The 26,474-nt window shown below is 71.7% G+C and carries 27 protein-coding genes and 1 other RNA gene; 14 read left to right on the top strand and 14 right to left on the bottom strand.

Going from position 1 to position 26,474, the window contains the following annotated elements:
• Window position 1: 1 nt before the first annotated feature.
• Complete coding sequence (locus AB0K15_RS40095; protein ID WP_364063284.1) at window positions 2-664, bottom strand: response regulator transcription factor; 663 nt, start codon at window positions 662-664, stop codon at window positions 2-4.
• Window positions 661-2,223 carry a histidine kinase gene (locus AB0K15_RS40090; RefSeq protein WP_364063282.1) on the bottom strand — a complete coding sequence of 521 codons (1,563 nt, stop codon included), beginning with the start codon at window positions 2,221-2,223 and terminating at the stop codon, window positions 661-663. The genes AB0K15_RS40095 and AB0K15_RS40090 overlap by 4 nt, the downstream gene beginning before the upstream one ends.
• 75 nt (window positions 2,224-2,298) lie before the next feature.
• Between AB0K15_RS40090 and AB0K15_RS40085 the strand changes: the two genes are divergently transcribed.
• Window positions 2,299-2,508 (top strand): hypothetical protein, encoded by a 210-nt coding sequence (locus AB0K15_RS40085; RefSeq protein ID WP_364063280.1) that lies wholly within the window; start codon window positions 2,299-2,301, stop codon window positions 2,506-2,508.
• A complete protein-coding gene (locus AB0K15_RS40080) occupies window positions 2,505-3,233 on the top strand; it encodes a hypothetical protein (protein ID WP_364063278.1) in 729 nt (242 codons plus the stop codon). Before AB0K15_RS40085 ends, AB0K15_RS40080 begins: the two co-directional genes overlap by 4 nt.
• Here the strand turns inward: AB0K15_RS40080 and AB0K15_RS40075 are convergent.
• Window positions 3,215-3,436: a hypothetical protein gene (locus tag AB0K15_RS40075; RefSeq protein WP_364063276.1), complete on the bottom strand. Its 222-nt coding sequence runs from the start codon at window positions 3,434-3,436 to the stop codon at window positions 3,215-3,217. The two genes, AB0K15_RS40080 and AB0K15_RS40075, sit on opposite strands and share 19 nt — an antisense overlap.
• Window positions 3,437-3,446: 10 nt before the next feature.
• Window positions 3,447-4,577: an inorganic phosphate transporter gene (locus tag AB0K15_RS40070; protein WP_364063273.1), complete on the bottom strand. Its 1,131-nt coding sequence runs from the start codon at window positions 4,575-4,577 to the stop codon at window positions 3,447-3,449.
• A gap of 322 nt (window positions 4,578-4,899) precedes the next feature.
• Between AB0K15_RS40070 and AB0K15_RS40065 the strand changes: the two genes are divergently transcribed.
• Both AB0K15_RS40065 and AB0K15_RS40060 read left to right on the top strand, forming a co-directional pair.
• Window positions 4,900-6,375, top strand: a complete 1,476-nt coding sequence (locus tag AB0K15_RS40065) for a nitrilase-related carbon-nitrogen hydrolase (protein WP_364063270.1) — start codon at window positions 4,900-4,902, stop codon at window positions 6,373-6,375.
• A 485-nt stretch (window positions 6,376-6,860) separates the two neighbouring features.
• A complete protein-coding gene (locus tag AB0K15_RS40060) occupies window positions 6,861-7,049 on the top strand; it encodes an alpha/beta hydrolase (protein WP_364063267.1) in 189 nt (62 codons plus the stop codon).
• A 15-nt stretch (window positions 7,050-7,064) separates the two neighbouring features.
• Here AB0K15_RS40060 and hutI read toward each other — a convergent pair whose 3' ends face one another.
• From hutI to hutH, 5 genes are read right to left on the bottom strand one after another with little or no spacing between them, the layout of a single operon-like run.
• A complete protein-coding gene (gene hutI / locus AB0K15_RS40055) occupies window positions 7,065-8,210 on the bottom strand; it encodes an imidazolonepropionase (protein ID WP_364063264.1) in 1,146 nt (381 codons plus the stop codon).
• Window positions 8,198-9,502, bottom strand: coding sequence for a formimidoylglutamate deiminase (locus AB0K15_RS40050; protein ID WP_364063261.1), 1,305 nt, complete (start codon window positions 9,500-9,502; stop codon window positions 8,198-8,200). Before AB0K15_RS40050 ends, hutI begins: the two co-directional genes overlap by 13 nt.
• Entirely contained in the window at window positions 9,499-10,695 is a 1,197-nt protein-coding gene (locus AB0K15_RS40045; protein ID WP_364063258.1) for an allantoate amidohydrolase, read from the bottom strand. The genes AB0K15_RS40050 and AB0K15_RS40045 overlap by 4 nt, the downstream gene beginning before the upstream one ends.
• A complete protein-coding gene (gene hutU, locus AB0K15_RS40040) occupies window positions 10,692-12,344 on the bottom strand; it encodes a urocanate hydratase (protein WP_364063256.1) in 1,653 nt (550 codons plus the stop codon). Before hutU ends, AB0K15_RS40045 begins: the two co-directional genes overlap by 4 nt.
• A gap of 2 nt (window positions 12,345-12,346) precedes the next feature.
• A complete protein-coding gene (gene hutH / locus AB0K15_RS40035; RefSeq protein WP_364063253.1) occupies window positions 12,347-13,873 on the bottom strand; it encodes a histidine ammonia-lyase in 1,527 nt (508 codons plus the stop codon).
• A 140-nt stretch (window positions 13,874-14,013) separates the two neighbouring features.
• Between hutH and AB0K15_RS40030 the strand changes: the two genes are divergently transcribed.
• Together AB0K15_RS40030 and AB0K15_RS40025 are read left to right on the top strand one after the other, a co-directional pair.
• The gene (locus tag AB0K15_RS40030; protein ID WP_364063250.1) at window positions 14,014-14,979 is read left to right on the top strand and encodes an aldo/keto reductase; all 966 of its coding nucleotides are present in this window, start codon (window positions 14,014-14,016) and stop codon (window positions 14,977-14,979) included.
• A 27-nt stretch (window positions 14,980-15,006) separates the two neighbouring features.
• Window positions 15,007-15,792, top strand: a complete 786-nt coding sequence (locus AB0K15_RS40025; RefSeq protein ID WP_364063247.1) for an IclR family transcriptional regulator — start codon at window positions 15,007-15,009, stop codon at window positions 15,790-15,792.
• Between the two features lie 45 nt (window positions 15,793-15,837).
• Here AB0K15_RS40025 and ggt read toward each other — a convergent pair whose 3' ends face one another.
• Both ggt and ssrA read right to left on the bottom strand, forming a co-directional pair.
• A complete protein-coding gene (ggt, locus tag AB0K15_RS40020) occupies window positions 15,838-17,625 on the bottom strand; it encodes a gamma-glutamyltransferase (RefSeq protein ID WP_364063244.1) in 1,788 nt (595 codons plus the stop codon).
• A 394-nt stretch (window positions 17,626-18,019) separates the two neighbouring features.
• Window positions 18,020-18,392, bottom strand: a transfer-messenger RNA (tmRNA) gene (gene ssrA / locus AB0K15_RS40015).
• Between the two features lie 186 nt (window positions 18,393-18,578).
• Here ssrA and AB0K15_RS40010 point away from each other — a divergent pair.
• The 5 genes from AB0K15_RS40010 (at window position 18,579) to AB0K15_RS39990 (ending at window position 22,836) form a co-directional block, all read left to right on the top strand.
• Window positions 18,579-19,265 carry a sensor domain-containing protein gene (locus AB0K15_RS40010; RefSeq protein WP_364063241.1) on the top strand — a complete coding sequence of 229 codons (687 nt, stop codon included), beginning with the start codon at window positions 18,579-18,581 and terminating at the stop codon, window positions 19,263-19,265.
• Window positions 19,262-20,395: a sensor domain-containing protein gene (locus tag AB0K15_RS40005; protein WP_364063238.1), complete on the top strand. Its 1,134-nt coding sequence runs from the start codon at window positions 19,262-19,264 to the stop codon at window positions 20,393-20,395. The genes AB0K15_RS40010 and AB0K15_RS40005 overlap by 4 nt, the downstream gene beginning before the upstream one ends.
• 54 nt (window positions 20,396-20,449) lie before the next feature.
• Entirely contained in the window at window positions 20,450-21,091 is a 642-nt protein-coding gene (locus AB0K15_RS40000) for a response regulator transcription factor (protein ID WP_364063235.1), read from the top strand.
• A gap of 79 nt (window positions 21,092-21,170) precedes the next feature.
• A complete protein-coding gene (locus tag AB0K15_RS39995; protein WP_364063373.1) occupies window positions 21,171-21,404 on the top strand; it encodes a hypothetical protein in 234 nt (77 codons plus the stop codon).
• Window positions 21,405-21,498: 94 nt separating this feature from the next.
• The gene (locus AB0K15_RS39990) at window positions 21,499-22,836 is read left to right on the top strand and encodes an acyltransferase (RefSeq protein WP_364063232.1); all 1,338 of its coding nucleotides are present in this window, start codon (window positions 21,499-21,501) and stop codon (window positions 22,834-22,836) included.
• Here the strand turns inward: AB0K15_RS39990 and AB0K15_RS39985 are convergent.
• From AB0K15_RS39985 to AB0K15_RS39975, 3 genes are all read right to left on the bottom strand, one after another.
• A complete protein-coding gene (locus AB0K15_RS39985; RefSeq protein WP_364063229.1) occupies window positions 22,826-23,722 on the bottom strand; it encodes an amidohydrolase family protein in 897 nt (298 codons plus the stop codon). The genes AB0K15_RS39990 and AB0K15_RS39985 overlap by 11 nt on opposite strands.
• Window positions 23,719-24,201 (bottom strand): SsrA-binding protein SmpB, encoded by a 483-nt coding sequence (gene smpB, locus AB0K15_RS39980; RefSeq protein WP_360604843.1) that lies wholly within the window; start codon window positions 24,199-24,201, stop codon window positions 23,719-23,721. Before smpB ends, AB0K15_RS39985 begins: the two co-directional genes overlap by 4 nt.
• A 164-nt stretch (window positions 24,202-24,365) precedes the next feature.
• The gene (locus AB0K15_RS39975; protein ID WP_364063226.1) at window positions 24,366-24,530 is read right to left on the bottom strand and encodes a hypothetical protein; all 165 of its coding nucleotides are present in this window, start codon (window positions 24,528-24,530) and stop codon (window positions 24,366-24,368) included.
• A gap of 178 nt (window positions 24,531-24,708) precedes the next feature.
• Between AB0K15_RS39975 and AB0K15_RS39970 the strand changes: the two genes are divergently transcribed.
• From AB0K15_RS39970 to AB0K15_RS39960, 3 genes are read left to right on the top strand one after another with little or no spacing between them, the layout of a single operon-like run.
• Window positions 24,709-25,158, top strand: a complete 450-nt coding sequence (locus tag AB0K15_RS39970; RefSeq protein WP_364063223.1) for a MarR family transcriptional regulator — start codon at window positions 24,709-24,711, stop codon at window positions 25,156-25,158.
• A gap of 59 nt (window positions 25,159-25,217) precedes the next feature.
• Window positions 25,218-25,418 (top strand): hypothetical protein, encoded by a 201-nt coding sequence (locus AB0K15_RS39965; RefSeq protein ID WP_364063220.1) that lies wholly within the window; start codon window positions 25,218-25,220, stop codon window positions 25,416-25,418.
• Window positions 25,419-25,421: 3 nt separating this feature from the next.
• Window positions 25,422-26,474, top strand: a complete 1,053-nt coding sequence (locus tag AB0K15_RS39960; RefSeq protein ID WP_364063217.1) for an FAD-dependent monooxygenase — start codon at window positions 25,422-25,424, stop codon at window positions 26,472-26,474.

Genomic DNA, 26,474 nt, shown 5'->3' with positions numbered 1-26,474 from the left:
GTCAGTCCGCTTCTCCCCCGACCAACCCGGCTTCGTAAGCCGTGATCGCCGCCTGGACGCGGTTGCGGGCGCCCAGGCGGGTGAGGATGGTGCTGACGTGGGCTTTGACCGTGCCTTCGACGACGAACATCCGCGAAGCGATGTCCGCGTTGGACAGTCCGGTCGCCAGGTGCGTCAGGACTTCGCGTTCGCGGGCCGTCAGGGCGGCGATGCGATCGCGGGCCGCGGCGCCGCGGGTGAGGGCGCCGCCGGAGAGACGGGCGATGACGCGGGACGCGACTTTCGGCGAGAGGAACGCGGCGCCGTCCGCGACGGCGTGGATGCCCGACAGCAGTTCGCGGGGGTCGCCGGCCTTCAGCAGGAACCCGCTGGCGCCGAAGCCCAGCGCGCGTTCGATGTAGACGTCTTCGCCGAACGTCGTCAGGATGATCACGCCGGCGTCCGGGAGCACGCGGCGGATCTCGGCGCCCGCGGCGAGGCCGTCGAGCACCGGCATGCGGATGTCGAGCAGCACCACGTCGGGGCGGGTGGCCAGGGCCTGGGCCACGGCTTCGCGGCCGTCGGCGGCCTCGGCGACGACCTCGATGCCGGCGTCGGCCGCCAGGATCGCCGCGACGCCCGCGCGGATCATGGCCTCGTCGTCGGCCAGCAGTACCCGGATCACGGTTCGTCCTCACTGTAGAGATCCTTCGTCACGAGCCGGTCCCCTTCGAAGCAGAGCCGGATCGCGGCGTAGCGCACGTTCCACCAGCTGCGCGAAGTGCCGTAGTACTCGCACGTGCTCCCCGCGGGCTTCGGCGGCTCCCCGTACTGCGGTTTCGACAGCCGTTGCTGCGAAGGCAGCAGGGGCTCGAGCGACGCCCGCGTGGCCCCCACCCGGATCTGCTGGTAGACGCCCATCGACACCTGCGAGCCGTACCACTGCACGAGGAACGCCACCCCGCTGCCGCCGATCACCACGCCGAACAACGCCAGCGGGATCACGATGGCCTGCACCAGGCTGCGCCGCACGTCGCGCCGCGCCAGCTCCCACTCGCGCGCCGACTCGGACTGCTCGACGTCGGCGTCGGCCTCGGAAGCGGGCCCCGGAGCGGCGTCGTGCGGCAGCGTGGCGACGACCTCGAAACCGCCGCCCGCATCGGGTCCGGCTCGCAGCGCACCCCCGACGAGCCGGACCCGTTCGCGCAGCCCGATCAGTCCGCGCTTGCCCGACGCCCCCGGCAACGGACCCGCGGGCGGGCGCGCGTTCACCACGCGGATCTCCGTGCTCACCGGCGAGCTGAGCACCCGCACGGTCACGGCCGCGCCGGGCGCGTGTTTGGCGACGTTCGTCACCGCCTCCTGCACCACGCGGTACGCCGCCCGCGCGACCATCGGCGGCGCCGCACCGAGACTGTCCACTTGCGACTCGATCAGCAGCCCCGACGCGCGGGCCCGCCCCAGCAGCTCCCCCAGGTCGCCCTGCACGGGCTCGATCGGCGCCGCGTCCTCCCGCAGCACACCGATGATCTCGCGCAGCCGCTCGGTCGCCGTCGCGGCGTTGGCCCGCAGGTCGCCGGCCGCGGCGCGCTGCGTGTCGTCGAGACCGCCCGCCACTTCGAGAGCCGCGGCACGCACGGCGATGAGACTCAGCTCGTGGCCCAGGGAATCGTGCATGTCGCTGGCGATCCGCGCGCGTTCCCGCAGGCGGGCCTGATCGGCGACGAGCCGCTGGCGGCTCTCCATCTCCTCCGCCCGCCGCCACCCCGCGCGCGCCAGCTCGCGCCGCAGCCGCACGTGGCGCCCCAGCAGCCACGGCGCCACCCCCGCGAACGCGAGCACCCCGAGCATCGCGCCCCACGCCCCGAATCCGGCCGAGGGCAGCACCAGTGCCACGGGCAACCCGGCCAGCGCGATCGCCGAGCACGTCAGCACCGCCACGCGCACCTGCGTCATCCGCAGGCCGGCGAGGTACCCCACGGTGACCATGAGGAAGACCTCCCACACGGCCACGCGCCCGCCCCAGCCGAACGCCACCACCACGGCCGTGGCCATCGTGCCGATCAGCGACACCGCCGGCAGCCGGCGCCACGCGGCGACCGACACCGTGGTCGCGGCCAGCCCGAAGATCAGCTCCCACGGGTTGGGGTTGTTCGAGGCGTCGATCGCGACGACGCCGGACAGGAAGATCCAGAGCAGGACGTCGAGCACCACCCGCCACCTGCGCCTGGTCACCTCCTTCATGGGCGCTGACGCTACAAGGCCCGCGGTGGCGGTCACCACTGTCGAAAGTCAACCGCTGAGGCATGATGGCTCACCATGGCTGAGCGCACACTCGCCGAGCAGCTCGGCGGCCCCCTGCCCGAGGGCATCGAAGCCCTGCCCGAAGACGCGCGGCGGGACCTCGCCGCCGCGTTGCGCGACGCGCGGCACCGGCAGGCCAAAGCCCTCGCCCAGGCGGGTGAGGACGGCCTGAAGTACGTGCCGGCGATCCTGCGCGGCGCGGTCCGCAAGGCGGTCGGGCTGTGAACCCGGAGATCCTCAAGCTCGCACGCGTGCTCGACGTCGAGCCCGAACGGCTGGCCTACCTCGCCGACGTGGACGTCGCCGACCTGCAGCTGTTCCGCGAACAGGTGACGACCACGCTGTTCGACGCGAACCTGGTGGTGCTCGAACGCATGGCGCTGGCCAGCCGGCTGCTGCCCGCGCCCGTGATCGCGAAGATCGCCGAGAAGGTGTTCGGACCACTGCTGTGCGCGCGGATCGCCGGGCTGGTGGACGTCTCGCGCGGAGTGGACGTCGCGAAGCGGCTGCCGCCGAAGTTCCTCGCATCGGTGGCGGCGGAGCTGGACCCGCGGCGCGCGACGTCGATCATCACGCGCATCCCCCTCGACACCGTGGTCGCGGTGGCCGCGGAGCTCACGCGCCGGGAGGACTGGATCACGCTCGGCCGGTTCGTCGGGCACCTGCCGGACCCGACCGTGCGGCGCAGCCTCGCCGTGCTCGAAGACGCCGCGCTATTGCGCACCGCGTACGTGCTGGACGACAAAACGCGCATCGACCACGTGATGGGCCTGCTGCCCGAGGGCCGGCTACCGCGGCTGATCCGCGCGGCCGGCGCCGACGAATCGCTGTGGGAGCCGGCGCTCGACGTGTTGGCCAACATGGGAAAAGCTCGCCGAGAAACGGTGTTCCCGCTTCTCGACGAGCTTCCGGACGAACTACGCGGCCGCGCTCAGGCCGCGATCAAATAGATCCCGTACGCGACCACCGCGGCACAGACGCCGAAGCACACGATGGAGCCGGTGAACTGCGCGACGCCGGAACCGCCCTGTTCCCGGGCGGTTTCACGCGCCGAAAGCCCGCGGATGCCGTAGGCGAACAGCACGGTGAGCACGACCGCCGCGGCCAGCGCGACGACGAAGACGGTGCCGAGGGCACCCCAGTCGATGTCCATGTCCGCTCCCTCAGGCCGCGACCGGAGTGGCCTTGGCGGCGTCCGGCTCGTCGTTGACGGTGTGGGCGCTCACCGGGTTGCGGCGTGATGCGAGCCAGATGCCCAGCGCCACGAGCACTCCGAGCGCGCCGATGAGGATCGTGCCCCAGCTGCCGCGGGTCGAGACCGCCGCCGCGATGGCGCCGACGATGGCGGCCGCCGGCAGCGTCAGCACCCAGGCGATGACCATCTTGCCCGCGACGCCCCAACGGACCTCCGCGAGCTTGCGGCCGAGGCCCGAGCCGATGATGCCGCCCGAGGTGACGTGGGTCGTCGACAGCGCGAAGCCGAGGTGCGACGACGCCAGGATCACGGCCGCGGAACTGGTCTCCGCGGCGAAGCCCTGCGGCGTCTGAATCTCGGTGAGCTTCTTGCCCATGGTCTGGATGATGCGCCAGCCGCCGAGATACGTACCGGCCGCGATCGCGAGGCCGCACGCCCCGATGACCCACAGCGGCGGGTTCGAGCCCGGCGCGAGCGTGCCGCCGGCGATGAGCGTCAGCGTGATGACACCCATGGTCTTCTGCGCGTCGTTGGTGCCGTGGGCGAGCGAGACGAGGCTGGCCGAGAGGACCTGGCCGGTCTTGAAACCCTTGCCCACCATGCCTTCCTTGGCCTTCTCGGTGATGCGGTAGGTCAGGAACGTGCCGACCAGCGACACGATCCCGGCCACGATCGGCGACGCGACCGCGGGGATCAGCACCTTCTCGACGACCTTGCCGAAGTGCACGGCGTCCGCGCCCGACGCGATCCACGTCGCGCCGATCAGACCGCCGAACAGCGCGTGCGAGGAGCTCGAGGGCAGGCCCACGAGCCACGTGACGAGGTTCCAGATGATGGCGCCGACCAGTCCCGCGAAAATCACCACCGGGGTGACCTTCGTGTCGTCGACGATGCCGCCGGAAATCGTTTTCGCGACCTCGATCGACAGGAACGCCCCGACCAGGTTCAGCACGGCCGAAATGGCGACGGCGATTCTGGGTTTGAGGGCTCCCGTGGCAATGGAAGTGGCCATGGCGTTGGCCGTGTCGTGGAACCCGTTGGTGAAGTCGAAGGCTAGTGCCGCGACGATCACCACCAGGACAATGAGGGAAAAGTCCATGGGCGTTTCTCCAGCTCGGTGGTCGTGCTGTTGAGAAGCTACCCATCAACCGAGCGACACCTAATCTCGTGCGAGTGGCCTCTGGTTGAACTCTGCGTAAACGAGGGCGCGGCCGGGCAGGTCCATTTCCCGCGTTCACCTGGTGATCAACTCATCGTCTAGCCACGTTGGGTGAATCCGTGTTTGCACCTTTACTGCTTTATGTCGCAATTAGGCGCTTCGGGGTGGTGTCTGCCCTACCCCGGATACTCCGGTTCAGCCCAGTGCTTCGGCGGCTTTCAGCTGCGACGGTGGTGGTCCCACGGCGAGAGGGGCCGCCCGGATGACCGCCACAGCAAGCGTTTCCCGTTCGACTCGGCGCCGCCTCGGCTGGGCGCTGACCGCCACCGTCGTGTCGGGTGTGCTGATCCACTTCGGGTTGGGGTTCGAACCTGTCGCCGTGCTGGCGTGGCTGGCGCCGCTGCCCCTGTTTCTCCTGGCACCGCGCACCGGCGCGTGGGTGGCGAGCGCGGCGGCGTTCCTCGCCTACCTGGGCGGAAGCGCCGGCAGCTGGCACTACTTCCTGAACTCGCAGACGGTGCCGGTGCTGGGCGCGCTCGCGATCTTGCTGGGGTCGCCGGTGCTGTTCGCGGCGACGGTGGCGCTCTTCCGCCGGCTCGTGCGGGCGGGCCGGCCGGTGCTCGCGACTGTCGCGGCGCCCGCGGTCTGGACCGCGGTGCTGTACGGCGTCTCGGTGGCCAACCCGTTCGGCGTGATGGGGACGTTCATGACCAGCCAGGGCGACCAGCCCGACGTGCTGCGCCTCGCGTCGGTGCTCGGCGGGTGGGGCGTGGAGTACCTCGTGCTGCTGGTGCCGGCGGCGCTCGCCGCGGTGCTCGCGCCCGGTGTCCGGCCCTCGGCACGGGCCGGCATCACCGTGGCGACGGCCGCGGCGGTCGGCGGCGCGTTGGCCTTCGGTGCGACGCCCGCCGCGGCCTCCGCGGACCAGGTGCGCGTCGCCGTGGTGGCTCGCAGTGAGCCGGCGTGGGCGGCGGATCCGGACTCTCCCGCCGGCCGGCAAGTCCTTCAGTCCTATGTAGACGCTCTCACCGCGTTGCCGTCCGACGTCCGCGTCGCCGTGCTGCCGGAGGCCGCGTTCGGCACCGACCGCGCCCGGCTGGCCGGCCTCACCGGACCATTGGCCGAACTCGCCCGGGCCAGGAATCTCCACGTCGTGACCGGCGTGATGGTGAAGGACCCGGGTCACGAGGCCTACAACACCGCCCTCGACGTGCCCCCGGCCGGCCCGACCGTCGAATACCGCAAGTGGCGCAACGGTTTCTCGCCCGTCACCTCCGGCCACGACCTCGCTCACCTCGCGGGGCAGCCCATCGGCCTCGAGGTCTGCATGGACGTCAACGGCCCGTCCCCCACCCGCGACTACGCCCGCGCCGGCACCGGCCTGGTGCTGATCCCCGCCTCGGACGAGGACGTCGACGGCTGGCAGCACAGCCGCACCGCCCTGTTCCGCGGCGTCGAGCACGGCGTGTCCGTGGCCTGGAGCGCCACCCGAGGCAACTCGATCCTCAGCGACCCCCGCGGCCACGTCCTCGCCCAAACGCGCACCGGTGTGGCCCCGATGGCCGTCGCCGTCGCCGACGTCCCCCTCGGCACGGGCGACACGCCCTACAGCCGCTTCGGCGACTGGTTCGCCTGGCTCTGCTGCCTCACCGCCGTGGCCGGCCTCGCCTTCACCCGTGCCCGCACACTCACCGTCGAGGGCAGCGACCGGGCCCCGGCTCGCACTGGCGCACCATGATCATCACGGCCCACGGTGGGCCCGCGAACTTCGAGGGACCCGCGTCACGTACCTCCCCTCCACGGCTGGCCCGAGTTCGCCGGCTCCTGGACCACCGAGCTCCACACCCTGGGCGACGCCGGCTACCGCGCCCTCGCCGTCGACCAGCGCGGCTACGCCCGCGACGCCCGCCCGACCGGCGTCGAGCACTACTCCATCGACGCCCTCGTCGGCGACGCACTGAAGCAGGCGGCGAAGGACGAGGAGCGGCAGAACCGCGACCTCGACTACGTTCGCTTCTTCCGCGCGGCCGGCGGTGTCGCCGAGGCGTCGATGCTGGCGGACGGCGCGGCCCGCCTGCGGGCGTCCTGCGCGGCCGCATCGCGGAGCGCCAGGTCGAGCGCAACGTCGCGCGCCTCACCGAGACGGGCGCCCTCACCGCGACACTCAGCTGGTACCGCGGCGCCACCGACGACGAGTTCACCGTCCCCGCCGGCCGCATCACGGTGCCGACGCTCTACGTGTGGGGCGCCCAGGGCACCAAGCTCGGCCGCACGGCCGCCACGAACACCGCGGAGTTCGTCGACGCCGCCTACCGCTTCGAGGTCTTCGACAACGCCGGTCACTGGCTCCCGGAGGAAGCGGCCAACCGCGTCAACCCGCTCATGCTCGCGCACTTGTCGGCGCACAGCTGAGCCGGCCGAGTCTGTTCACCCCATCCGCTCACCTCGCCGCCACACCGCGTACGTGAGCGGCACGCCCGGTCGGTAGGCCAGGTGCGTCACCGAAGGCGCGTCGAGCACGTGCACGTCAGCCCGCGCGCCCGGCCGCAGGTAGCCGACGTCGTCGCGCCGCAGGGCCCGCGCGCCCCCGGCCGTGGCCGACCACACGGCTTGCGCCACCGTCATCTGCATCTGCAGCACGGCCGTGGTCACGCAGAACGCCATCGACGTGGTGTACGAGCTACCCGGGTTCGCGTTGCTGGCCAGGGCGACCGTCGCGCCCGCGTCGAGCAGCCGCCGCGCCGGAGCCAGCGATTGCCTTGTCGACAAATCGCACGCCGGCAGCAGCGTCGCCACCGTGTCCGACGCCGCCAGCGCCTCGACGTCCTCGTCGCTCAGGTAGGTGCAGTGGTCCACGCTCGCCGCACCCAGCTCCACCGCGAGCCGCACGCCGGGGCCCTCGCCGAGCTGGTTGCCGTGCACCCGCAACCCCAGGCCGCGTTCGGCCGCCGCCTTGAGCACCCGCGCCGACTGCGTCTCGTCGAACGCTCCCGTCTCGCAGAACACATCGGCCCACCGCACGTGCGGCGCCACCGCGTCGAGCATCTCGCCGCACACGAGGTCCACATAGGACTCCGTGTCGGCGCCCGGCGGCACGAGGTGCGCACCGAGGTAGGTGACCTCGTCGGCCACGGCCGCCGCGATCCGCGCCGAACGGGCCTCGTCGGCCACGGTCAGCCCGTACCCGGTCTTGGTTTCCAGGCAGGTGGTGCCCTGCGCGGCCGCCTCCTCGACGTGCCGCCGCAGGTTCGCCGCCAGCTGCTCGTCGGAGGCCTCCCGCGTCGCCCCGACCGTGACGGCGATTCCGCCCGCGGTGTAAGGCTTCCCGTCCATCCGCGCCTCGAACTCCGCCGTGCGGTCGCCCGCGAACACGAGGTGCGTGTGGCTGTCGACCCAGCCGGGCAGCACCGCGCGCCCCTCGACGTCCACGCGCTCGTCGGCCGCCGGCGCCTGCGCGGCCGGTCCGGCCCACGCGACGGCACCGCCGTCGAGCACCAGTGCCGCGTCGCGCAGCCGGCCCAGCTCGGGGTCGTTGGTGGTGAGCTCGCCGATTCCCGTGATCAGAATTGCCACAGCGCCTCGATCTCCCCGGCCAGTACGGTTTCCGGTCGCTCCACCAGCACGTGCGCGCCGTCGCGCACCACGTCACGACCCGCCACCACGACGTGCCGCACGTCCGCGGCACCCGCCGCGAACACCACCCCGGACGGCTCGATCCCCGCCGTCCGCACGGAATCCAGCGCCACCGTCACCAGGTCCGCCCCGGCGCCGACGGCCAGCCGCCCCACTTCCGGCCACCCGACGGACGCGTGGTCGGTGCCCGCAGCCAGCAGCTGCTCCGCGGTGAAGCGGCCGCGTTCCTCGCTGGCCAGGCGGTCGTCCAGCTCCAGCGCGCGGGTCTCCTCGAACGCGTCGACCACGGCGTTGCTGTCGCTGCCGACACCCAGCCGCACGCCCGCGTCGCGCAGCTGCCGCGCGGGGCCGATGCCGTCGCCCAGGTCGCGTTCGGTCGTCGGGCAGAAGCACGCGGCGGACCGCGCGTCGCCCAGCCACTTCACGTCCTGGTCCGTCAGGTGCGTCGCGTGGACGGCGACCAGCCGCTCGCCCAGCACGCCGTGCTCCTGCAGCAACCCGGTCGGCGTCCAGCCGTACGCCGCCTCGCACTGCTCGTTCTCCGCGCGCTGCTCGGACAGGTGGATGTGCACCGGCCGGTCGCCGGGCACACCCTGGTTCACGGTCGGCAAATCGGCCGCCGGCACCGCCCGCACGGAGTGGATGGCCCCGCCGACGCGGAACAGTTCGTCCTCGGCCAGCGACGCCACGCGCGAAGCCCACTTCTCCGCCGAACCGTCGGAAAACCGCTGCTGCACCTCGTCCGGCGGCACGCCGATCCCGCCCGCGAGGTAACACGTGTCCAGCAGCGTCAGCCGGATCCCCGCGTCGCGCGCGGCCTGGCGCAGCGCGTCGCCCATCGCGTTCGGCGACGCGTACGGCTTGCCGCCCGGCGCGTGGTGCAGGTAGTGGAACTCGCCGACGCTCGTGTACCCGCCGAGCGCCATCTCCGCGTAGACGCCGCGCGCGAGCCGGTAGTACGCGTCCGGGTCGAGGCGCGCGGCCAGCGCGTACATCCGTTCACGCCAGGTCCAGAAGGTGCCGCGCTCGTGGTGCGTCCGGCCCCGCAGCGCGCGGTGGAACGCGTGCGAGTGCCCGTTGGCGAACCCGGGCAGCGTGAGCCCGGCGAGGACGGTCCCGGACCTCGGCGCACCCGAGGTGACCGACGTGATCCGCCCGTCGCGCACCATGAGCAGCACGGCCTCGGCGATCCCGTCGGGCAGCCAGGCCCGTTCGCACCAGTACGTGGTCATGCCGCCAGCCGCTCCAGCACCTCGGCCAGTGCTCGCGCGCCGGCCTCCACGTCGTCGGCCTCGGCGAACTCCTCCGGTGAGTGGCTGATACCGGTGGGGTTGCGCACGTAGAGCATCCCGGCGGGCACGAACCCGGCCAGGATCGCGGCGTCGTGGCCCGCGCCGGTCGGCAGCTCGGGCACCTCGCCGAGCCACTCCCCCAGGTCACGCCGCAGTTTTTCGTCGAACACGACGTCGTCGGAGTACGACTCGCGCGTGACGGTCAGCGAGCAGCCCTCCACCTCCGCCGCGGCCCTCGCCGCCTGCGAGATGTCCTCGACGAGCTCCGGCGTCACCGTGCCGGGCACGCGCGCGTCGAGCCACAAGTCCACAGTGGACGCAATGACGTTGGTGCCACCCGGTGTCGGCACGAGCCGGCCGACGGTCGCCCGAGCGTCCGCCCGCGTCTTCGCCAGCCGCCGCACGGCCACGACGGTCTCGGCCGCGGGCAGCATCGGGTCCACACGGTCGGCGATCAGCGTCGCACCGGCGTGGTTTCCCTGACCGGCGAACGAGAACCGCCACCGCCCGTGGGCGATCACCGTGCTGCCGACCGCCACCGCCGAACCGCGATCGACGAGGCCGCGGCCCTGCTCCACGTGCAGCTCCAGGAACCGGCCGATGAGCCCCAGCCGGTCCGGCTCAGAGCCGATCCGGTCCACGTCCAGACCGGACTTCGCGGCCGCCTCCCAGAACGTGACGCCGTCCGGGTCGCGCAGCGCTCGCGCTGTGCCGGCGTCGATCGTGCCGGTCAGCAGCCGCGAACCGAGGCACGGCACGCCGAACCGGCCGCCCTCCTCCTCGGCGAACACGACCACGGCGAACGGCTTCGCCGGCCGGAACCCCTTGGCCTGCAACGCCTCCACGGCCGCCAGTGCACTCGTCACGCCGAGCGGGCCGTCGAACGCACCGCCGCCGGGCACCGAGTCGAGGTGGCTGCCGGTCACCACTGCGTCCGGCCCCGGCGCGCCCCACCAGGCCCAGAGGTTGCCGTTGCGATCAGTCTCGACGTCCAGGCCCAGCCGCTGCGCGCGTTCGACGAACCACGTCCGCAGATCGTGCTCCGGCGAGTCGAACGCGTGCCGCGAGTAGCCGCCGCGCTTGGCATCGCGCCCGACGTCGGCGATCTCGCCGAGCAGCCCCGAGGTGCTCACGCGTTGTCCCGCATGGGAATGCGCACGCCACGCTCGTCGGCGACCTCGGCCGCGTGGTCGTAGCCGGCGTCGACGTGGCGGATCACGCCCATGCCCGGGTCGTTCGTGAGCACGCGCTCGAGCTTCTGCGCGGCCAGTGCCGTGCCGTCGGCGACGCTGACCTGGCCCGCGTGGATCGAGCGCCCCATGCCGACGCCACCGCCGTGGTGGATCGACACCCAGCTCGCTCCCGACGCGGTGTTGACCAGCGCGTTGAGCAGCGGCCAGTCGGCGATCGCGTCGGACCCGTCGGCCATGGCCTCGGTCTCACGGTACGGCGAGGCGACGCTGCCGGAGTCGAGGTGGTCGCGCCCGATCACCACGGGCGCCTTGAGCTCGCCACTGGCCACCATCTCGTTGAACCGCAGACCCGCGAGGTGGCGCTCGCCGTAGCCGAGCCAGCAGATCCGGGCCGGCAGGCCCTGGAACGCCACGCGTTCGCCGGCCATCTTGATCCAGCGGGCCAGAGACTCGTTCTCCGGGAACAGCTCCAGCATCGCGCGGTCGGTGGCCGCGATGTCCTCGGGATCACCGGAGAGCGCGGCCCAGCGGAACGGGCCGTTGCCCTCGCAGAACAACGGGCGGATGTAGGCGGGCACGAAGCCCGGGAAGTCGAATGCCCGCTCGCAGCCGCCGAGCTTGGCCTCGCCGCGCAGGGAGTTGCCGTAGTCGAAGACCTCGGCGCCGGCGTCGAGGAAGCCGAGCATCGCGTTCACGTGGTCGGCCATCGACTCGCGCGAGCGGTCGGTGAACTCGTCGGGCTTCTTGGCCGCGTAGTCCTGCCAGTCGTCCACGCTGACGCCCTTGGGCAGGTAGGACAGCGGGTCGTGCGCCGAGGTCTGGTCGGTGACGATGTCGGCCTCGACGCCGCGGCGCAGCAGCTCCGGCAGCACCTCGGCGGCGTTGCCGACCACGGCCACCGACAGCGGGCGGCGCTCCTTCTTCGCGGTGGTGACGCGCTGGATCGCGTCGTCGAGGTCGTCGGCCACCTCGTCGAGGTAGCGCGTCTCGACGCGGCGGTGCGCGCGCTGCGGGTCGCATTCGACGACGAGCGCCACGCCGTCGTTCATGGTCACCGCGAGCGGCTGCGCGCCGCCCATGCCGCCGAGGCCCGCGGTCACGGTGAGCGTGCCGCGCAGGGTGCCGCCGAACTTCTTTTTCGCCACGGCGGCGAACGTCTCGTACGTGCCCTGCAGGATGCCCTGCGTGCCGATGTAGATCCAGGAGCCGGCCGTCATCTGGCCGTACATCGTGAGACCCTGCTGCTCCAGGCGGCGGAACTCGGGCCAGGTCGCCCAGTCGCCCACCAGGTTCGAGTTCGCGATCAGCACGCGCGGCGCCCACTCGTGCGTGCGGAACACACCGACCGGCTTGCCCGACTGCACGAGCAGCGTCTCGTCGTTGTCCAGAATGGTCAGTTCCCGCGTGATCGCGTCGAAGCTGGGCCAGTTGCGCGCGGCCTTGCCGGTGCCGCCGTAGACGACCAGGTCCTCGGGCCGCTCGGCGACCTCGGGGTCGAGGTTGTTGTGGAACATCCGCAGCGCGGCTTCGGTCTGCCACGACTTCGCGGTGAGCTGGGTGCCGCGGGCGGCACGGACGGTGCGAGACATTCTCAGACCTCCAGACGGGCGGCGGCCAGAACGGCGCCGGAGCGGACGAGTTCTTCGGCGGCCGCGATCTCGGGCGCCAGGTGCCGGTCGGCGCCGGGGCCCTCGACCTTCGTGCGGAGCAGGTCGCGCACCGCGCCGGTGACCGGCGACGGCTCGAGCGGCGCGCGGAAGTCGAGCGCGCGGGCGGCGGTGAGCAGTTCGATCGCCAGCACCGTGTTCAGGCCTTCGACGGCCTTGCGCAGCTTCCGCGCCGCGGACCAGCCCATGGAGACGTGGTCCTCCTGCATCGCGCTGCTCGGGATGGAGTCGACCGACGCCGGGACCGCGAGCCGCTTGAGCTCGCTGACCACCGCGGCCTGCGTGTACTGCGCGATCATGTGCCCGGAGTCGACGCCCGGGTCGTGCGCGAGGAACGGCGGCAGGCCGGCCGACCGCGCCTTGTCGAGCATCCGGTCGGTGCGCCGCTCGGCGATGCTGGCGACGTCCGCGACCGGGATCGCGAGGAAGTCGAGCACGTAGGCCACGGGCGCGCCGTGGAAGTTGCCGTTGGACTCGACGCGGCCGTCGGCCAGCACCACGGGATTGTCCACAGCGGACCGCAGCTCGCGGTCGGCCACGAGTTCGGCGTGCGCGAGCGTGTCGCGCGCGGCGCCGTGGACCTGCGGGGCGCAGCGCAGCGAGTACGCGTCCTGCACTCGGTTGCAGTCGGGCCCGCGGTGGCTTTCGACGATCTTCGACCCTTGCAGCGCCGCGAACATCCGCGCCGCGCTGGCCGCTTGGCCGGGGTGCGGCCGCAGTGCCTGCAGGTCGGCGGCGAAGGCCCGGTCGGTGCCCAGCAGCGCCTCGACGCTCATCGCCGCGGTGAGGTCCGCGACGTCGAGCAGGTTGTGCAGGTCGGCGGCCGCGAGCAGCAGCATGCCGAGCATGCCGTCGGTGCCGTTGGTGAGCGCCAGGCCTTCCTTCTCGGCCAGCACGACGGGCGTGATGCCGGCCGCGCGCAGGGCGTCGGCGGCGGGCTTGCGCTCGCCCTCGTGGTCCACTTCGCCTTCGCCCATCAGCGCGAGCGCGATCGCGGCCAGCGGTGCGAGGTCACCCGAGCAGCCGAGCGAGCCGTACTCGTGGACGACGGGGGTGATCCCCGCGTTGAGCAGGCCCGCAAGCGCTTGCGCGGTCTCCGGCCGCACGCCGGTGTAGCCGCTCGCGAGCGTGCGCAGGCGCAGCAGCATCAGCGAGCGCACGACCTCCGTCTCCACCGCCGGCCCCGCGCCCGCGGCGTGCGAGCGGATGAGGCTGCGTTGCAGCGCGGTGCGGCTCTCCACGGGGATGTGGCGCGTCGCGAGCGCGCCGAAACCCGTCGAGACGCCATAGGTGGGCGACGTCGCGTGCGCGAGGTCCTCGATGTGCTGGCGGGTGGCGGCGAGGTTCTTCTCGGTCGCCTCGGTGAGCCCGACGTGCGCGTGTCCGCGGACGACGTCGACGACGTCGGACGCGGTCATCGGCTTCGAGCCCAAGAGCACTGATTCCGGCATGTCAGTCATTGAAACAACGATCAGCGCCCGGGCGGGAGAGCGGAGTTGGCGGTAGCGTCTGGTATTCAAGACACAGCGAGGTTGGAGCTTCGCTGCGTGGCACGAGTGTCCCGCTCGTGCCTTTTCGGAAGGTGGGTCCAGTGGAAACGTCTTCGCTCGGTGACACCGGGGTCGAGGTCACCAGGTTCGTCTACGGCGCCGGTTCCATCGGAGGCATCGGCGGCGCGGCGGCCACCCGGGGCTTGGGGATCGACAGCGCGGACGGGCTGCGCCGCCTCAGCGAGGCCTACGACCTGGGGATTCGCACCATCGACACCGCCGACAGCTACGGAGGTGGCGAGAGCGAGCGCACGGTCGGGCGCTGGCTGGCCGAGCAGCCGCGGGACGACGTGGTCGTGCTGACCAAGGTGGGCGGCTTGGCGCGGCCCGGCCAGACGGACGTGGACCTGTCCGGGCCGCACGTCGAACGGCAGCTGGCGGAGAGCATCCGGCGCCTGGGCCGCGTCGACCTCTACCTCTCCCACGCACCCGATCCGCGAACGCCGATCGAGGAGACGCTCACCGCGTTCGCCGCCGCGCGCGAAGCGGGGCTGATCCGCGCCTACGGTGTCAGCAACGTCGACGCAGCCCTCCTGGACACCATCCTGGACGTCGCCGCGAAGAGGTCGCTGCCTCGTCCGGTGTGCGTCCAGAATGGACTCAGCCTGCTCGACCGCGCGGACGAGCGCGACCTCCTGCCGCTGGCCGCGGCGGAGGGCATCGGGTACCTGGCCTACTCACCCCTCGCGGGCGGCGTGCTCTCCGACCGGTACCTCGACGGAGCCGCGCCGGCGCCCGGAAGTCGCATCGCCCTCGCCGGGGACCGGTTCTACGCGGGCATGCACTCGGCGGACAACCTCATCCGCGTCGGCGTGCTCCGGGATCTCGCACGGGACAACGGAATCAGCACGGCGGGGCTGGCGCTCGCCTGGCTGCTGGCGCATCCGGCGGTGACCGCGCCGGTCGTCTCGCCCAGCACCGAGACCCAGTGGCAGGCGGTCCGCGAGGCCGCCGGCGCGGACCTCGACGACACCCTGTTCGCCGCGGTCTCGGCCGTCTTCAGCTGAGGCCCGCACGCGTCCGGGAGGAGCCAAGTGAGCAGTTCGGACGTTCCCGCCCTGCGCAACGGCCTCGCCGTGCTGCGGCTGCTCGCGGGCCACGCCGGTCCGGTGTCCGCGGCGACCGTCGCGCGGGACCTGCACCTGCCCCGATCGACGACGTACCACCTGCTCAACGAGCTCGTCGCCGCCGGTTTCGTCGCCCACCTGCCGGCCGAGCGCCGCTACGGCCTCGGGATCGCCGCGTTCGAGCTCGGGTCGGCGTACCTGCGCCACGACCCGCTCGAACGGCTCGCCGCGCCGCTGCTGCGCAAGCTCGTGGACCGCGTCGGCCACACCGCGCACCTGGGGGTGCTGCACGGGAACGAGTCGCTGTACCTGATCAAGGAGCGGCCGGCGCGGCCGGAAACCCTGGTCACCGACGTCGGCGTGCGGCTGCCCGGGCAGCTCACCGCGTCGGGGCGGGCGATCCTCAACCACCTGCCGGCCGCCCACGTCCGCGCGCTGTTCCCGATGGCGGCGTCGTTCGTGCTGCGGACTCGGCGTGGGCCGGATTCGCTGGCCGCGCTGCGGCGGACGTTAGCCGCGGAACGGAGGCTGGGCTGGGCGGTCGAGGACGGTCACGTGACGGACGGGTTCGCCTCCGTCGCGGCGCCCGTGTTCGACCACGGGGCGCGGCCGATGGCATCGATTTCGGTGACGCTGCGCCATCTCTGCCCCGACGACGGGCCGTGCGGCGAGACCTTTCCGGAGTTCGCGGCCGCGGTTGCCGAGGCGGCCGCGGAGCTCACCAGCCGGATCGGGGGCACGAAACCGCAGTGAAAGGCCCGCTTCGCAGATCGCGAAGCGGGCCTTTCGTCGTGCGGATCAGCGGTGCGTGGAGATCACCATCGCCGAGGTGCCGCCCCGGCGGACGGGTTCACCGGCCGCCAGGATCTTGCCGCCCGGCTTGAACTCCAGCCCGGCCGCGACCCCGATGGAACTGACCTGACTGAAGCTCTGCCCCAGCGCTTCGAGCCCCTTCGTGGTGGGCAGCGCGAGGAACGCCGGCTCCGCGTCGGACGTCTTCGCGTTGCGCTGCGACGCACGCGGCGCGGCGATCGCGTCCGGCAGGCTCATGCCGAGGTCGAGGCGGTTGACCAGGACCTGCAGCACCGTCGTGATGATCGTGGCGCCGCCCGGAGAACCGACGGCGAGCACGGGCTTGCCGTCCTTGAGCACGATCGTCGGGGACATGCTGGAGCGCGGACGCTTGCCGCCGGCCGGCAGGTTCGGGTCGGGCGCGGTGCCCTGGGTGGGCGTGAAGTTGAAGTCCGTGAGCTCGTTGTTGAGCAGGAAACCACGGCCGTCGACGGTGATGCCGCTGCCGGCGAGCTGCTCGATCGTGTTGGTGTAGGAGACGATGTTGCCCCACTTGTCGCTGACGACGAAGTGGTTGGTGTGCTGCTCGTTGCTGTCGGACGAAGCGGCGGGCGCGGTGGTGCAGCCGCCGTTGTGGGAGTACGGGTCACCGGGTGCGACGGGGCTCTGACCGGCCTTGTTCGGGTCGATCTGGCACGCGCGGGTGGCCGCGAACTGCTTCGACAGGAGCTGCTGCTGCGGGACCTTCACGTACCGCGAGTCGCCGATGTAGCGGTTGCGGTCGGCGAACGCGAGGCGGCTGGCCTCCAGGTAGTGGTGCAGCGCCTGCGTGCGGTCCATCGTGGACAGGTTGTAGTTGCCCAGGATGTTCAGCGACTCCCCGACGGTGATGCCGCCGCTGGAGGACGGGGCCATGCCGTAGACGTCGTAGCCGCGGTAGTTCACGCGCGTCGGCGAGCCGTCGAGCGCGCGGTAGGCGCGCAGGTCCGACAGCTGCATCGGGCCGGACATCGGCTTGATCGGCGCGCCCTTGGCGAGCGGCGGGTTCTGCACGGTCTTGACGAGGTCGCGGCCGACGGCACCGCCGTAGAACGCGCCGATGCCCTGGCGGCTGATCTGGCGGTAGGTGTCGGCGAGGTCCGGGTTGCGGAACACGGAGCCGACCTTCGGCACGTCGCCACCCGGCAGGAACAGCGCGGCGCTGGGCGCGAAGTGCGACAGCTTGTCCTTGACCGAGGCCGTCTCGGCGGCGAACTCGGGGTTGACCACGAAGCCGTGCTCCGCCACCTGCACGGCGGGCTTGAGGTTGTCGGCGAGGCTGAACTTGCCCCAGCGCTGCAGCGCGCGCTGCCACGTGGCGAGCATGCCGGGCACGCCGACGGACCGGCCGCTCTCGACGGCGGTCTCGAAGTCGTAGGCCTTGCCGGTGGCCGGGTCGACGAACATGTCCGACCCGTCGGCGGCCGGCGTGGTCTCGCGGCCGTCGATGGTGGAGACGCGCTTGGTCTTGGCGTCGTAGTAGACGAAGTAGCCGCCCCCACCGGGCCCGGCGACGTACGGGTCGGTCACCCCGAGCGTCGAGGCCACGGCGACGGCGGCGTCGGCCGCCGTGCCGCCCTTGCGCAACACGTCGATGCCCGCCTGGGTGGACTCGACGGTGTCCGAGACGACCGCTCCGCCGTACCCCTCGGCGACCGGCTGCTTGCCCCCTTGCTGGGCCTGTGCCGCGGGCACCACGGTCCCCGCTGCGACCCCGACGGCCAGCAGAACGAAAAGTGTTCGACGACGGCGCATGGCACTCCCTTTCTCAGACCACCCACGGCCTTCCGGGACTCCCGACGAGGTACGGACCACACCACGCGCTCGCCGGTGAGCTTCGTGGTCGGAGGTTTACCACCCGTCGGGGTTCGACAGGAAGCTGACTTGAGGCGGATTTAGGGTGGTTGCTCCGTACGCCCACTTTGGCCCCGCCCGGCGCATCCCGCAGCACGAGCGCATCTCCGCACCCCACCCCACGCCCCAGGCTCCAGGCCCCCCACCTCACCACCCGCACCCGACAACGCCCACCGCCCACCACGACGGGGGTCCGGGGGCTCGCCCCCGGGCGGGGCCTGGGGGTCGCACCCCCAGAAAACACCCGACACAAGAAAACCGGCTCACGCTCCCAGTGAGCATGAGCCGGCCATTCTTGTGGAGGTGCCGGGAATTGAACCCGGGTCCTCTAGCGTCTTGACAGGGCTTCTCCGTGTGCAGTCCACTCTGTCTCTACTTGACCCCTTCAGTCACGTGAACAAGCTGAAGTGACGGGCCCAGCCACTGTTTGCTTCCCAACCAGGCCCCGCGGCCGGGACTGGCGGTAAGCCTCCTAGCTGATGCCGGCTACCGGGTCGGAGGCGATCCCGGGCCGACAGACTCACTCTGCTACTTAGGCAGCAAGAGCGAAGTCGCGCTGGCTATTGGCCTTGGCGCTTATTGGTTTGCGATGACGCTTGCGGTGGTCTCTCGCCTGCACCGACACGCTTCCCCTGACTCAACGTCCAGAGTCGAAACCGTTCACCCCCTTGTAGGTGGTACATAACCTGACCATCATAACGCGTGCGGCAACCTGGTTGATTCCCGGAGGCACGAGGCGGCACGAGGCCGGGGTGGGGCTGGCCCTACCCGGAACATGCCCGCGCGCCCCATTCAGGCGGGGGCCCGGCGAAGCGATGCTGAGCAGGTCGTTCGCTTGGAGAAGGAGCCCCGCCATGGTCACCGTGTCCGCCGCGAGGAGGCGCCACCCGCCGTTGGGTCGGGCGCTGGCGTTTCTGCTGCTCAACCTGCCGATGGGCATCGTGTCGTTCGCCCTCATCACAGTGCTGCTCTCGGCCGGCGCCGGGACGCTGGTCGTGTGGCTGGGGGTGCCGCTGCTGGGGCTGCTCGTCCTCCTGGCCCGCGGGGCGGGGCGGATGGAGCGCGCGCGGGTGTTTTCGCTGCTCGACACGTACGTGGACAGCCCGTACCTGCCGTTGCCGCCGACCGGGCAGCGCGCTCGCTGGACCACGCGGCTGAAGGACGGCGCCACGTGGCGCGACCTGTCGTACTTCTTCCTGCTCTTCCCCGTCGGTCTCGTCGAGTTCGTGCTGGTCGTGACGTTCTGGGCGACGAGCCTGGGCCTGGTCGCACTGCCGATCTACTACCGCTTCCTGCCCGAGGGCGCCTGGTACTTCCCGGGATACGATGTGCGGTGGCTCACCGTCGACTCGACGGTGAGCGCGCTGCCCTGGGCGGCGCTGGGGGTGCTGTTCGCCGCCCTGTCCGTGGCGCTGACCAGGGGCCTGGCGGCGCTGCACGGCGGGCTCGCCGTGGCTCTGCTGCGGCCCACCGTGTCCCAGCGCCGGCGCATGGAGCGCTCGTGGCTGGAACTCGACGAGACGAGCACGGTGACCGGATGACCACGGAGCAGCAGCTGCCGGAGCATCCCCGGCCGAACCCCGCGCGCACGATCGTCTACATGATCACGAGCTTCGTGTTCCGCCTGGTCCAGTTCGTGCTCATCGTGGTGGGCGCGACGGTGGGCGTCGGCACCGTCGTGGTCTGGGTCGGCTTCCCGATCCTGCTCGCGACCACGGCGTTCGTCCGCTGGTCGGGCGACGCGGAGCGCCGCTGGGCGCGCACGATGCTGCGGACGCCGCTCACGAAGGTGGAGCGGCTGCCGCTCGAGGGCCAGTCGATGACGCGCCGCTGGCTCACCCGCCTCACCGACCCGACGACGTGGCGTGACCTCGCGTACCTGATGATCGCGTTCCCGCTGGCCGTCGCGGAGCTGCCGGTGGCGATCGCGTCGATCGTGCTGCTGCCGATGGCGATCTGGGTGACGCCGTGGCTGGGCTGGCTCCACGGCAACCTCGCCCTGTCCCTCCTGGGCCCGAACCGCACGAAGAAGCTCGAAGCGAAGGCCGAGCACCTGCAGGCGTCCCGAGCCCGCGGCGTCGACGCGGCCGAGGCCGAGCGGCGGCGCATCGAGCGCGACCTGCACGACGGCGCCCAGCAGCGGCTCGTCGCCGTCGCCATGAGCCTCGGGCGTGCGAAGTCGAAGTTCGACAACGACCCCGCCGCCGTGCGCGACCTCATCGACGAGGCCCACGCCGACGCCAAGCTCGCCGTCTCCGAGCTGCGCGACCTGGCGCGCGGCATCTACCCCGCCGTCCTCGGCGACCGCGGCCTCGACGCGGCGCTTTCGGCCCAGGCCGCGAAGTCGCCGATCCCCGTCGACGTGAGCGTGGACGTCGAGCCCCGCCCGCCGGCCGCGGTGGAGACCACGGCGTACTTCATCGTCGGCGAGACGCTCACCAACATCGCCAAGCACTCCGGCGCCACCGAGGCGGTCGTGAAGGTGTGGCGCAGCGAAACGCACGTGATCGTCGAGATCACCGACAACGGGCACGGCGGCGCCGAGGTGCGTCCCGGCGGCGGGCTCGCGGGCCTGGCCGACCGCGCCGCGACCATCGACGGCGTGATCACCGTGGTCAGCCCCGTCGGCGGGCCGACCGTGATCCGGGCGGACCTGCCGTGCCAATGGTGACCCGCTCGTGAGTGAATAGCCCCGGAGCTTTTCTCTCACGAGCCTGGGGGCCTGATGCGAGTAGTGATCGCCGAAGACGCCGTGCTGTTGCGGGCGGGGGTCACGCGCCTGCTCGCCGACGAGGGCATCGAGACCATCGCCGCCGTCGACAACGGCGACGACCTGCTCGGCGCGGTCACCGAACACCGGCCCGACCTCGCGATCGTCGACGTGCGCATGCCGCCGACGTTCACCGACGAAGGCCTGCGCGCCGCCCTCGCCGCACGCTCCGCCGTGCCCGGTCTGCCCGTGCTGGTGCTTTCGCAGTACGTCGAGGAGAGCTACGCGGTGGAGCTGCTCTCCGGCGGCGCCGGCGGGGTGGGGTACCTGCTCAAGGAACGCGTCGCCGACGTCGGCGACTTCCTCGACGCCGTGCGCCGCGTCGCGGGTGGCGGAACCGCGATCGACCCCGACGTGATCGCGCAGCTGATGGCGCGCGGGCGCCGCAACCCGCTCGACGCGCTCACCGCGCGCGAATCGGAGGTGCTGGGCCTGATGGCGCAAGGATTGTCGAACACGGCGATCGCCAACCGGCTCGTGGTGTCGCACGGCGCCGTCGAAAAGCACATCGGCAACATCTTCTCCAAGCTCGGTCTCGAAGCCAGCTCGGAAGAACACCGGCGGGTGCGAGCGGTCCTGACGTACCTGGGCCGCTGACGGCCGTCACCCGTATTGGCGGCAGCACGCGCGTGAGGGCCTCGCTTACCATGGACCAATGTCTGGTGAGGAGTTCCCGGTGACCGACCGCAGCGTCCGCTTCTTCGGCGGTCCGCTCGACGGCCGTGTCCAGGAGCTCACCGACGAAGAACCGGTCCCGGGCACGATCGTGCGCCACATCCACCTCCACGGCGGTCCGAAGATCGAGACGCTGTACGAGCTCGGCATGACCGAGCACGGCTGGGAGTACCGCGTGAGCGCCACGAACTCGGAACCGTCGCACTCCGAACCGGAGCCCGACGGCCTGAGGTAGGGACAACCCCCGTATCGACCACGGGCTGGCCGGAGGTCGAACTCGGCGGCTCACCCCGCTGTCTCACAAGGCTTCAGCGACCAGCCTTGGAGGCATGACGACGAGCCTGCTGCGGGTCAGCACACCGGTCGCTCCAGGCGGCCGCGACAAGTTCCTCGACGTGGTCCGGGCAGGCGCGATCCTGGCCGTGATCACGCAGCACTGGGTGATGCCGGTGCTCTCCTACGACCACGGCACGCTGGCGACGGGCAACGCGCTCGCGACGCCCGGCTGGTGGGTCGTGACCTGGCTTTCCCAAGTGATGCCGCTGGTCTTCTTCGCGGGTGGCGCGGCGAACCTGATTTCCTTGCGCCGCGCGGAATCCTCCCGCGCATGGCTCGCCGCGCGCGTCCGAAGGCTGCTGGTGCCGGTGCTTCCGCTGCTGGCCGTGTGGCTCGTGGTGCCGGATCTGCTGCAGGGCATGGGAATTCCGCCGCAGCCGCTGCAGGTGGCGAGCTCGATCGCCGCGCAGCTGCTGTGGTTCCTGTCCGTCTACCTGCTCACGGTGCTGCTCACGCCGCTGATGGTCGCGGCGCACCGCCGCTGGGGCCTGTGGGTGCCGCTGGTGATGGCCGTGGCGGGCGCGCTCGTCGACGTCGCGCGGTTCGCCGACCTCGGGCTGATCGGGTACGTCAACGCGGTGTTCGTGTGGGTGGCCGTGCACCAGCTTGGTTTCGCTTACGTGGAAGGCCGGCTGGGCGAGCTGACCCGCCGTGGTGCGCTCGCGTTGTCCGCCGCCGGGTTCGGGGTCACGGCGCTGCTGGTCGCGTTCGGCCCGTACCCCGCGAGCATGATCGGCATGCCGGGCGCGCCCGTGTCGAACATGAGCCCGCCCACCGTGTTGCTGCTGTTCCTCGCCGTGGGCCAGCTCGGTCTGCTGCTCGCGTTCCGCCCGCAGCTCAACGCGCTGGCCGCGCGGCCTGGCGTCGGCACCGCGCTGAGCTGGATCGGCGCGCGGTTCATGAGCGTGTACCTGTGGCACATGCCGGCCCTGATCGTCGTCTCCGGCGTGACGGTGCTCGGCCTCGGGTACGCGACGCCGGCGCCCGGTTCGGTGCTGTGGCTCGTGATGGCGCCGGCGTGGTTCGCGCTGTGCGCAGCCGTGCTGCTGGTGCTGCTGCGGCTGTTCTCCCGCTTCGAAACGCAGCGCGACGACGCGGTGATCACCGCCCGGACGCCGCAGCTCGTGCTGGCCGGGCTGCTTGCGTCCGGTGGCCTGCTCGGGCTCGCCGCGCACGGCTTCCAGCCGCTGAGCGAAGGCTTCGCCCACGGCCCGATCCCCTGGGTCGTGCTGCTCGCCGCCGGGTTCGCACTGGCCGGCCGTCAGGTGTCGCTGACGCGCCTGCTCGCCCGGGCCGTCGCGATCACGGAGGCGGCGAAGGTCAAACGCTGAGCAGCTTCGCCGGGGTGTCGTGGAGCACGGCCCGCAGGAACGGCTCACCCAGGCGATCGTCGGCCGCCCAGCCGGCGATCGCCTGCAGCTGCGTGGCGTAGGAGTACGGGATGTTCGGGAAGTCGGTGCCCAGCACCACGCGGTCGGCGAACTCGACGAGCCGGTCGGTCCAGTCGACCGGCAGCGGCGACATCTTCTGCGCGAAGGGCACGCCGACCATCGTCGTGTCGATGTGCACGCGCGGGAAGCGCGCCATCAGCTCGAACGCGCTGGTGAACTCGGGCATCGCCGCGTGGGCCAGCACGGCCGTGAGGTTCGGGTGCCGTTCGAGGACCTCGGCGAACACGTTCAAGCCCGTGAAGTCGCCGCGCAGCGGTCCGTGTCCACAGTGGACGACCACGGGCACGCCCGCGTCGGCCAGCGAACCCCACACCGGCTTCAGCAGGTCGTCCCGCGGGTCGTACGCGCCGACCTGCACGTGGGCCTTGAAGCACCGCGCACCGGCCCGCAGGGTGGCGTCCACTGAGGACGCGGCGGCCGGCTCGGGGTAGAAGGTGCCCGTGGGCACCGCTTCGGGTACCTGCTCGGCGAACTCCAGCACCCACGACGTGAGCCACTCCGCCATGCCCGGCTTGTGCGGGTACACCAGCGGTGCGAACTGCTTCACGCCCAGCTCGCGCAGGGTCTGCACGCGCTCCTGCTCCGTGGTCCGGTAGTGCACCGGCCATTCGGTGCCGTAGTGCGGCCGCGCCTGGTCGAAGTAGGCCCAGACCTTGTCCATCACGGATTTCGGCAGGAAGTGCACGTGGATGTCGACGAGCCCGTCGAGGCCGAGGGCAGCGGTCCACCGAGCGACGTCGGCGTCCGAGGCGGGACCGAGCGTCACTCCGTGAACCGGCCCTTCAGCGCGCGGCCCATGGCCTTGCTGATGTCGCGTTCGGCGTCGCGCTTGGCCAGCGTCTGGCGCTTGTCGTAGGCCTTCTTGCCCTTGGCCAGCGCGATCTCGACCTTGACCTTGCCGTCCTTGAAGTACATCGACAGCGGCACGAGCGACAGGCCGCTCTCCTTCGTCTTGCCGATGAGCTTCTCGATCTCACTGCGGTGCAGCAGCAGCTTGCGCGTCCGCCGCGGCATGTGGTTGGTCCACGTGCCCTGCGTGTACTCCGGGATGTGCACGTTGCGCAGCCACACCTCACCGTCGTCGACGGTCGCGAACGCGTCGACCAGCGAGGCCTTGCCCTCCCGAAGGCTCTTCACCTCCGTACCCTGCAGCACCAGTCCCGCTTCGTAGGTGTCCAGGATGGAGTAGTCGTGCCGAGCCTTGCGGTTCGACGCGATGACCTTCTGTCCACGTTCCTTGGGCATGATGTCAACTCTACGTGGTTTTCCCCGCGCGAGCCGACAGGGTTTCCCCACGCCGCTCCCCTGGTCAGGACACCGCGCTGAGCCACCGATCCGGCGTGCCGGGCTCGTCGGCCAGGATGCTGCTCCGCAGCTTCAGCAACCGCGGAGACGGGCCGACGCCCAGCTCACCTTGGAGCGTCGTGCGCGAGGCTGGTGGAGAGGCTGCCGCTGATGTCCGGCAACGCGATCGACGCGCCGGTGGCCGTGACCGGCACCAGCACGATCGCGGCGCACACGGCGAAGAGCGTGAGGCCGGGCTTGGTGGGCCGCGGCGCGGCGCCGACCGCCATGGAGAACCTTTCGGCGAGCGGGATCGGGCAAGAACCATTCGAACCCTGATGGATAACAGCCATGGAAGCAGTAGCCGGGTCCTCACGTCAGGCCGAAGGGTTCTGTGCCCCATCCGGAACCTGATAGTTTGGGAGCAGGCTCTGACGAGGGCCCGGCGCAGGCCGGCGAGGAGGTCACATGGGCGTGGAAGAGCGGATCACGGAAAGCCTCGAGCCCCGGCTCGGCACCCACCTCAAGCGGGCCGAGCAGGCGCTGATGGCGGAGAAGAACCACGTGCTCAAGCCGTTCGGGCTGTCCGTGCCGCAGTACTCGGTGCTCTACGCGCTGTCGATGTCGCCGCTGTCGGGCGCCCAGCTCGCCCGCGTGTGCTGCGTCACGCCGCAGAGCATGACGTCACTGCTGTCCACAATGGAGTCGAAGAAACTCGTGGAACGCACGCCCTCGGACGTGCACGCGCAGGTACTCATCGCCCGGCTCACCCGCTCCGGCCACGCGACGTTCCGCAAGGCGAACGAGGCCGCGCTGGCCGTCGAGGCGCGTCTGTCCGCGGCGTTCGGGCCGGACGAGGACAAGGCGGTGCGCGAGCTGCTGCAGCGCGCCGTCACCACGCTCGCCGAGGGCGACTGAACTTTGGTGACAGCGCGGCACACCTAGGGCACATCACACCCCGATTCGGCACCGCCTGGATGAACCGGCTGCGCGACACGCCTTGCCCGGACACGGTGGCGATCGCGCAGAGCGAGGCGGAGCGGATCATCGACGGCCGCCTGGCCGAGCTGGGCGGCAAGATCGAACGCGGCGTGCGGCTCGCGGAGATCCGTGACACCCGCGGCCCGCGCGTCACGGCCGTGCTGGAGGGCCCGAGCGCGGAGCTCGAAACCGCGTGACTCGTGGGCGCGGACGGCGCGCACAGCTCGGCCCGCAAGCTCGTGGGCGGGTCGTTCGAGGGCGAAGAGTTCGACGTCAGCTTCTCCGTGACCGACGCCGAGATCACCGGCGGCACCCCGCAGAACGTGGTCAGCTACTGCTACGCGCCGCAGGGCAGCCTGGCGTTCGGCCCGCGCGGCGGCGGGATCTGCCGGGTCGCGGTGAGCGTGCCGCACAGCACCGACGACACCCCGCCCTCACGCGAGTTCTTCCAGCGAATCGTCGACGAACGCGGCCCCGGCCACAACGTGCTCGGCGAACTGCGCTTCAGCACCACGTTCCGGGTGCACGCGCGGATCGCGGCCGCGTTCCGAACCGGCCGGACACTCCTGACGGGTGACGCGGCCCACATCAGGAGCCCGGCCCGGCGCCCAGGTCCTGAACACGGGCCTGCAGGACGCAGTGAACCTGGGCTGGCGCCTCGGCGGCGTCGTACGGGTGAGCTGCCCGAGTCGGTCCTCGACGGCTACGACCTCGAACGCCGTGACGCAGCTCACGCCGTGGCCCGCACGACGGCGCTGCAGACACACTGGGGCTCCTGCGCAAGCCGCGCCAGATCGCGGCGCGCGACGTCGCCCTGCGCGCGGCCTCGTCGTCCGGGCTGGTGCAGCGGGCCCTGGCGCCGCTGGTGGCCCAGACCGGCGTGCGCTACCCCGCGCGCAACGTCCTGCGCGCCCTGCCCGACAAACGCGTGTGGCCGGGCGAACGGCTGCCGGTGGCGGGCGAACCGGGCCAGGAGACGCGCGTGGCCGGCCGGACGTGGACGCCGGTCTCCGCGGACGGCTTCACCGTGCTGCTGTGGCCGGGCACCCGCGTGGCGGGCCCTGGCGCGGCGCGTCGGCGACCAGGTGCGGCAGGCGTTCGTCGTCGAGCCGCGATACGGCGAAGGCCCACTGGCCGACGCGCTGGGCCCGAAGCCGGTGGTCGCCGTCGTCCGTCCCGACGGCCACCTGCACGCGCAGCCGGCACCGTCCCAGGTGGACGAACTGGACGCCGCACTGGCCGCCGTGCGCTGA

Source organism: Amycolatopsis sp. NPDC049253 (genome assembly GCF_040678995.1).
Lineage (GTDB): Bacteria > Actinomycetota > Actinomycetes > Mycobacteriales > Pseudonocardiaceae > Amycolatopsis.
Note: the sequence above shows the minus strand (reverse complement) of the source record. Positions and strands in the feature narration are given on the sequence as shown.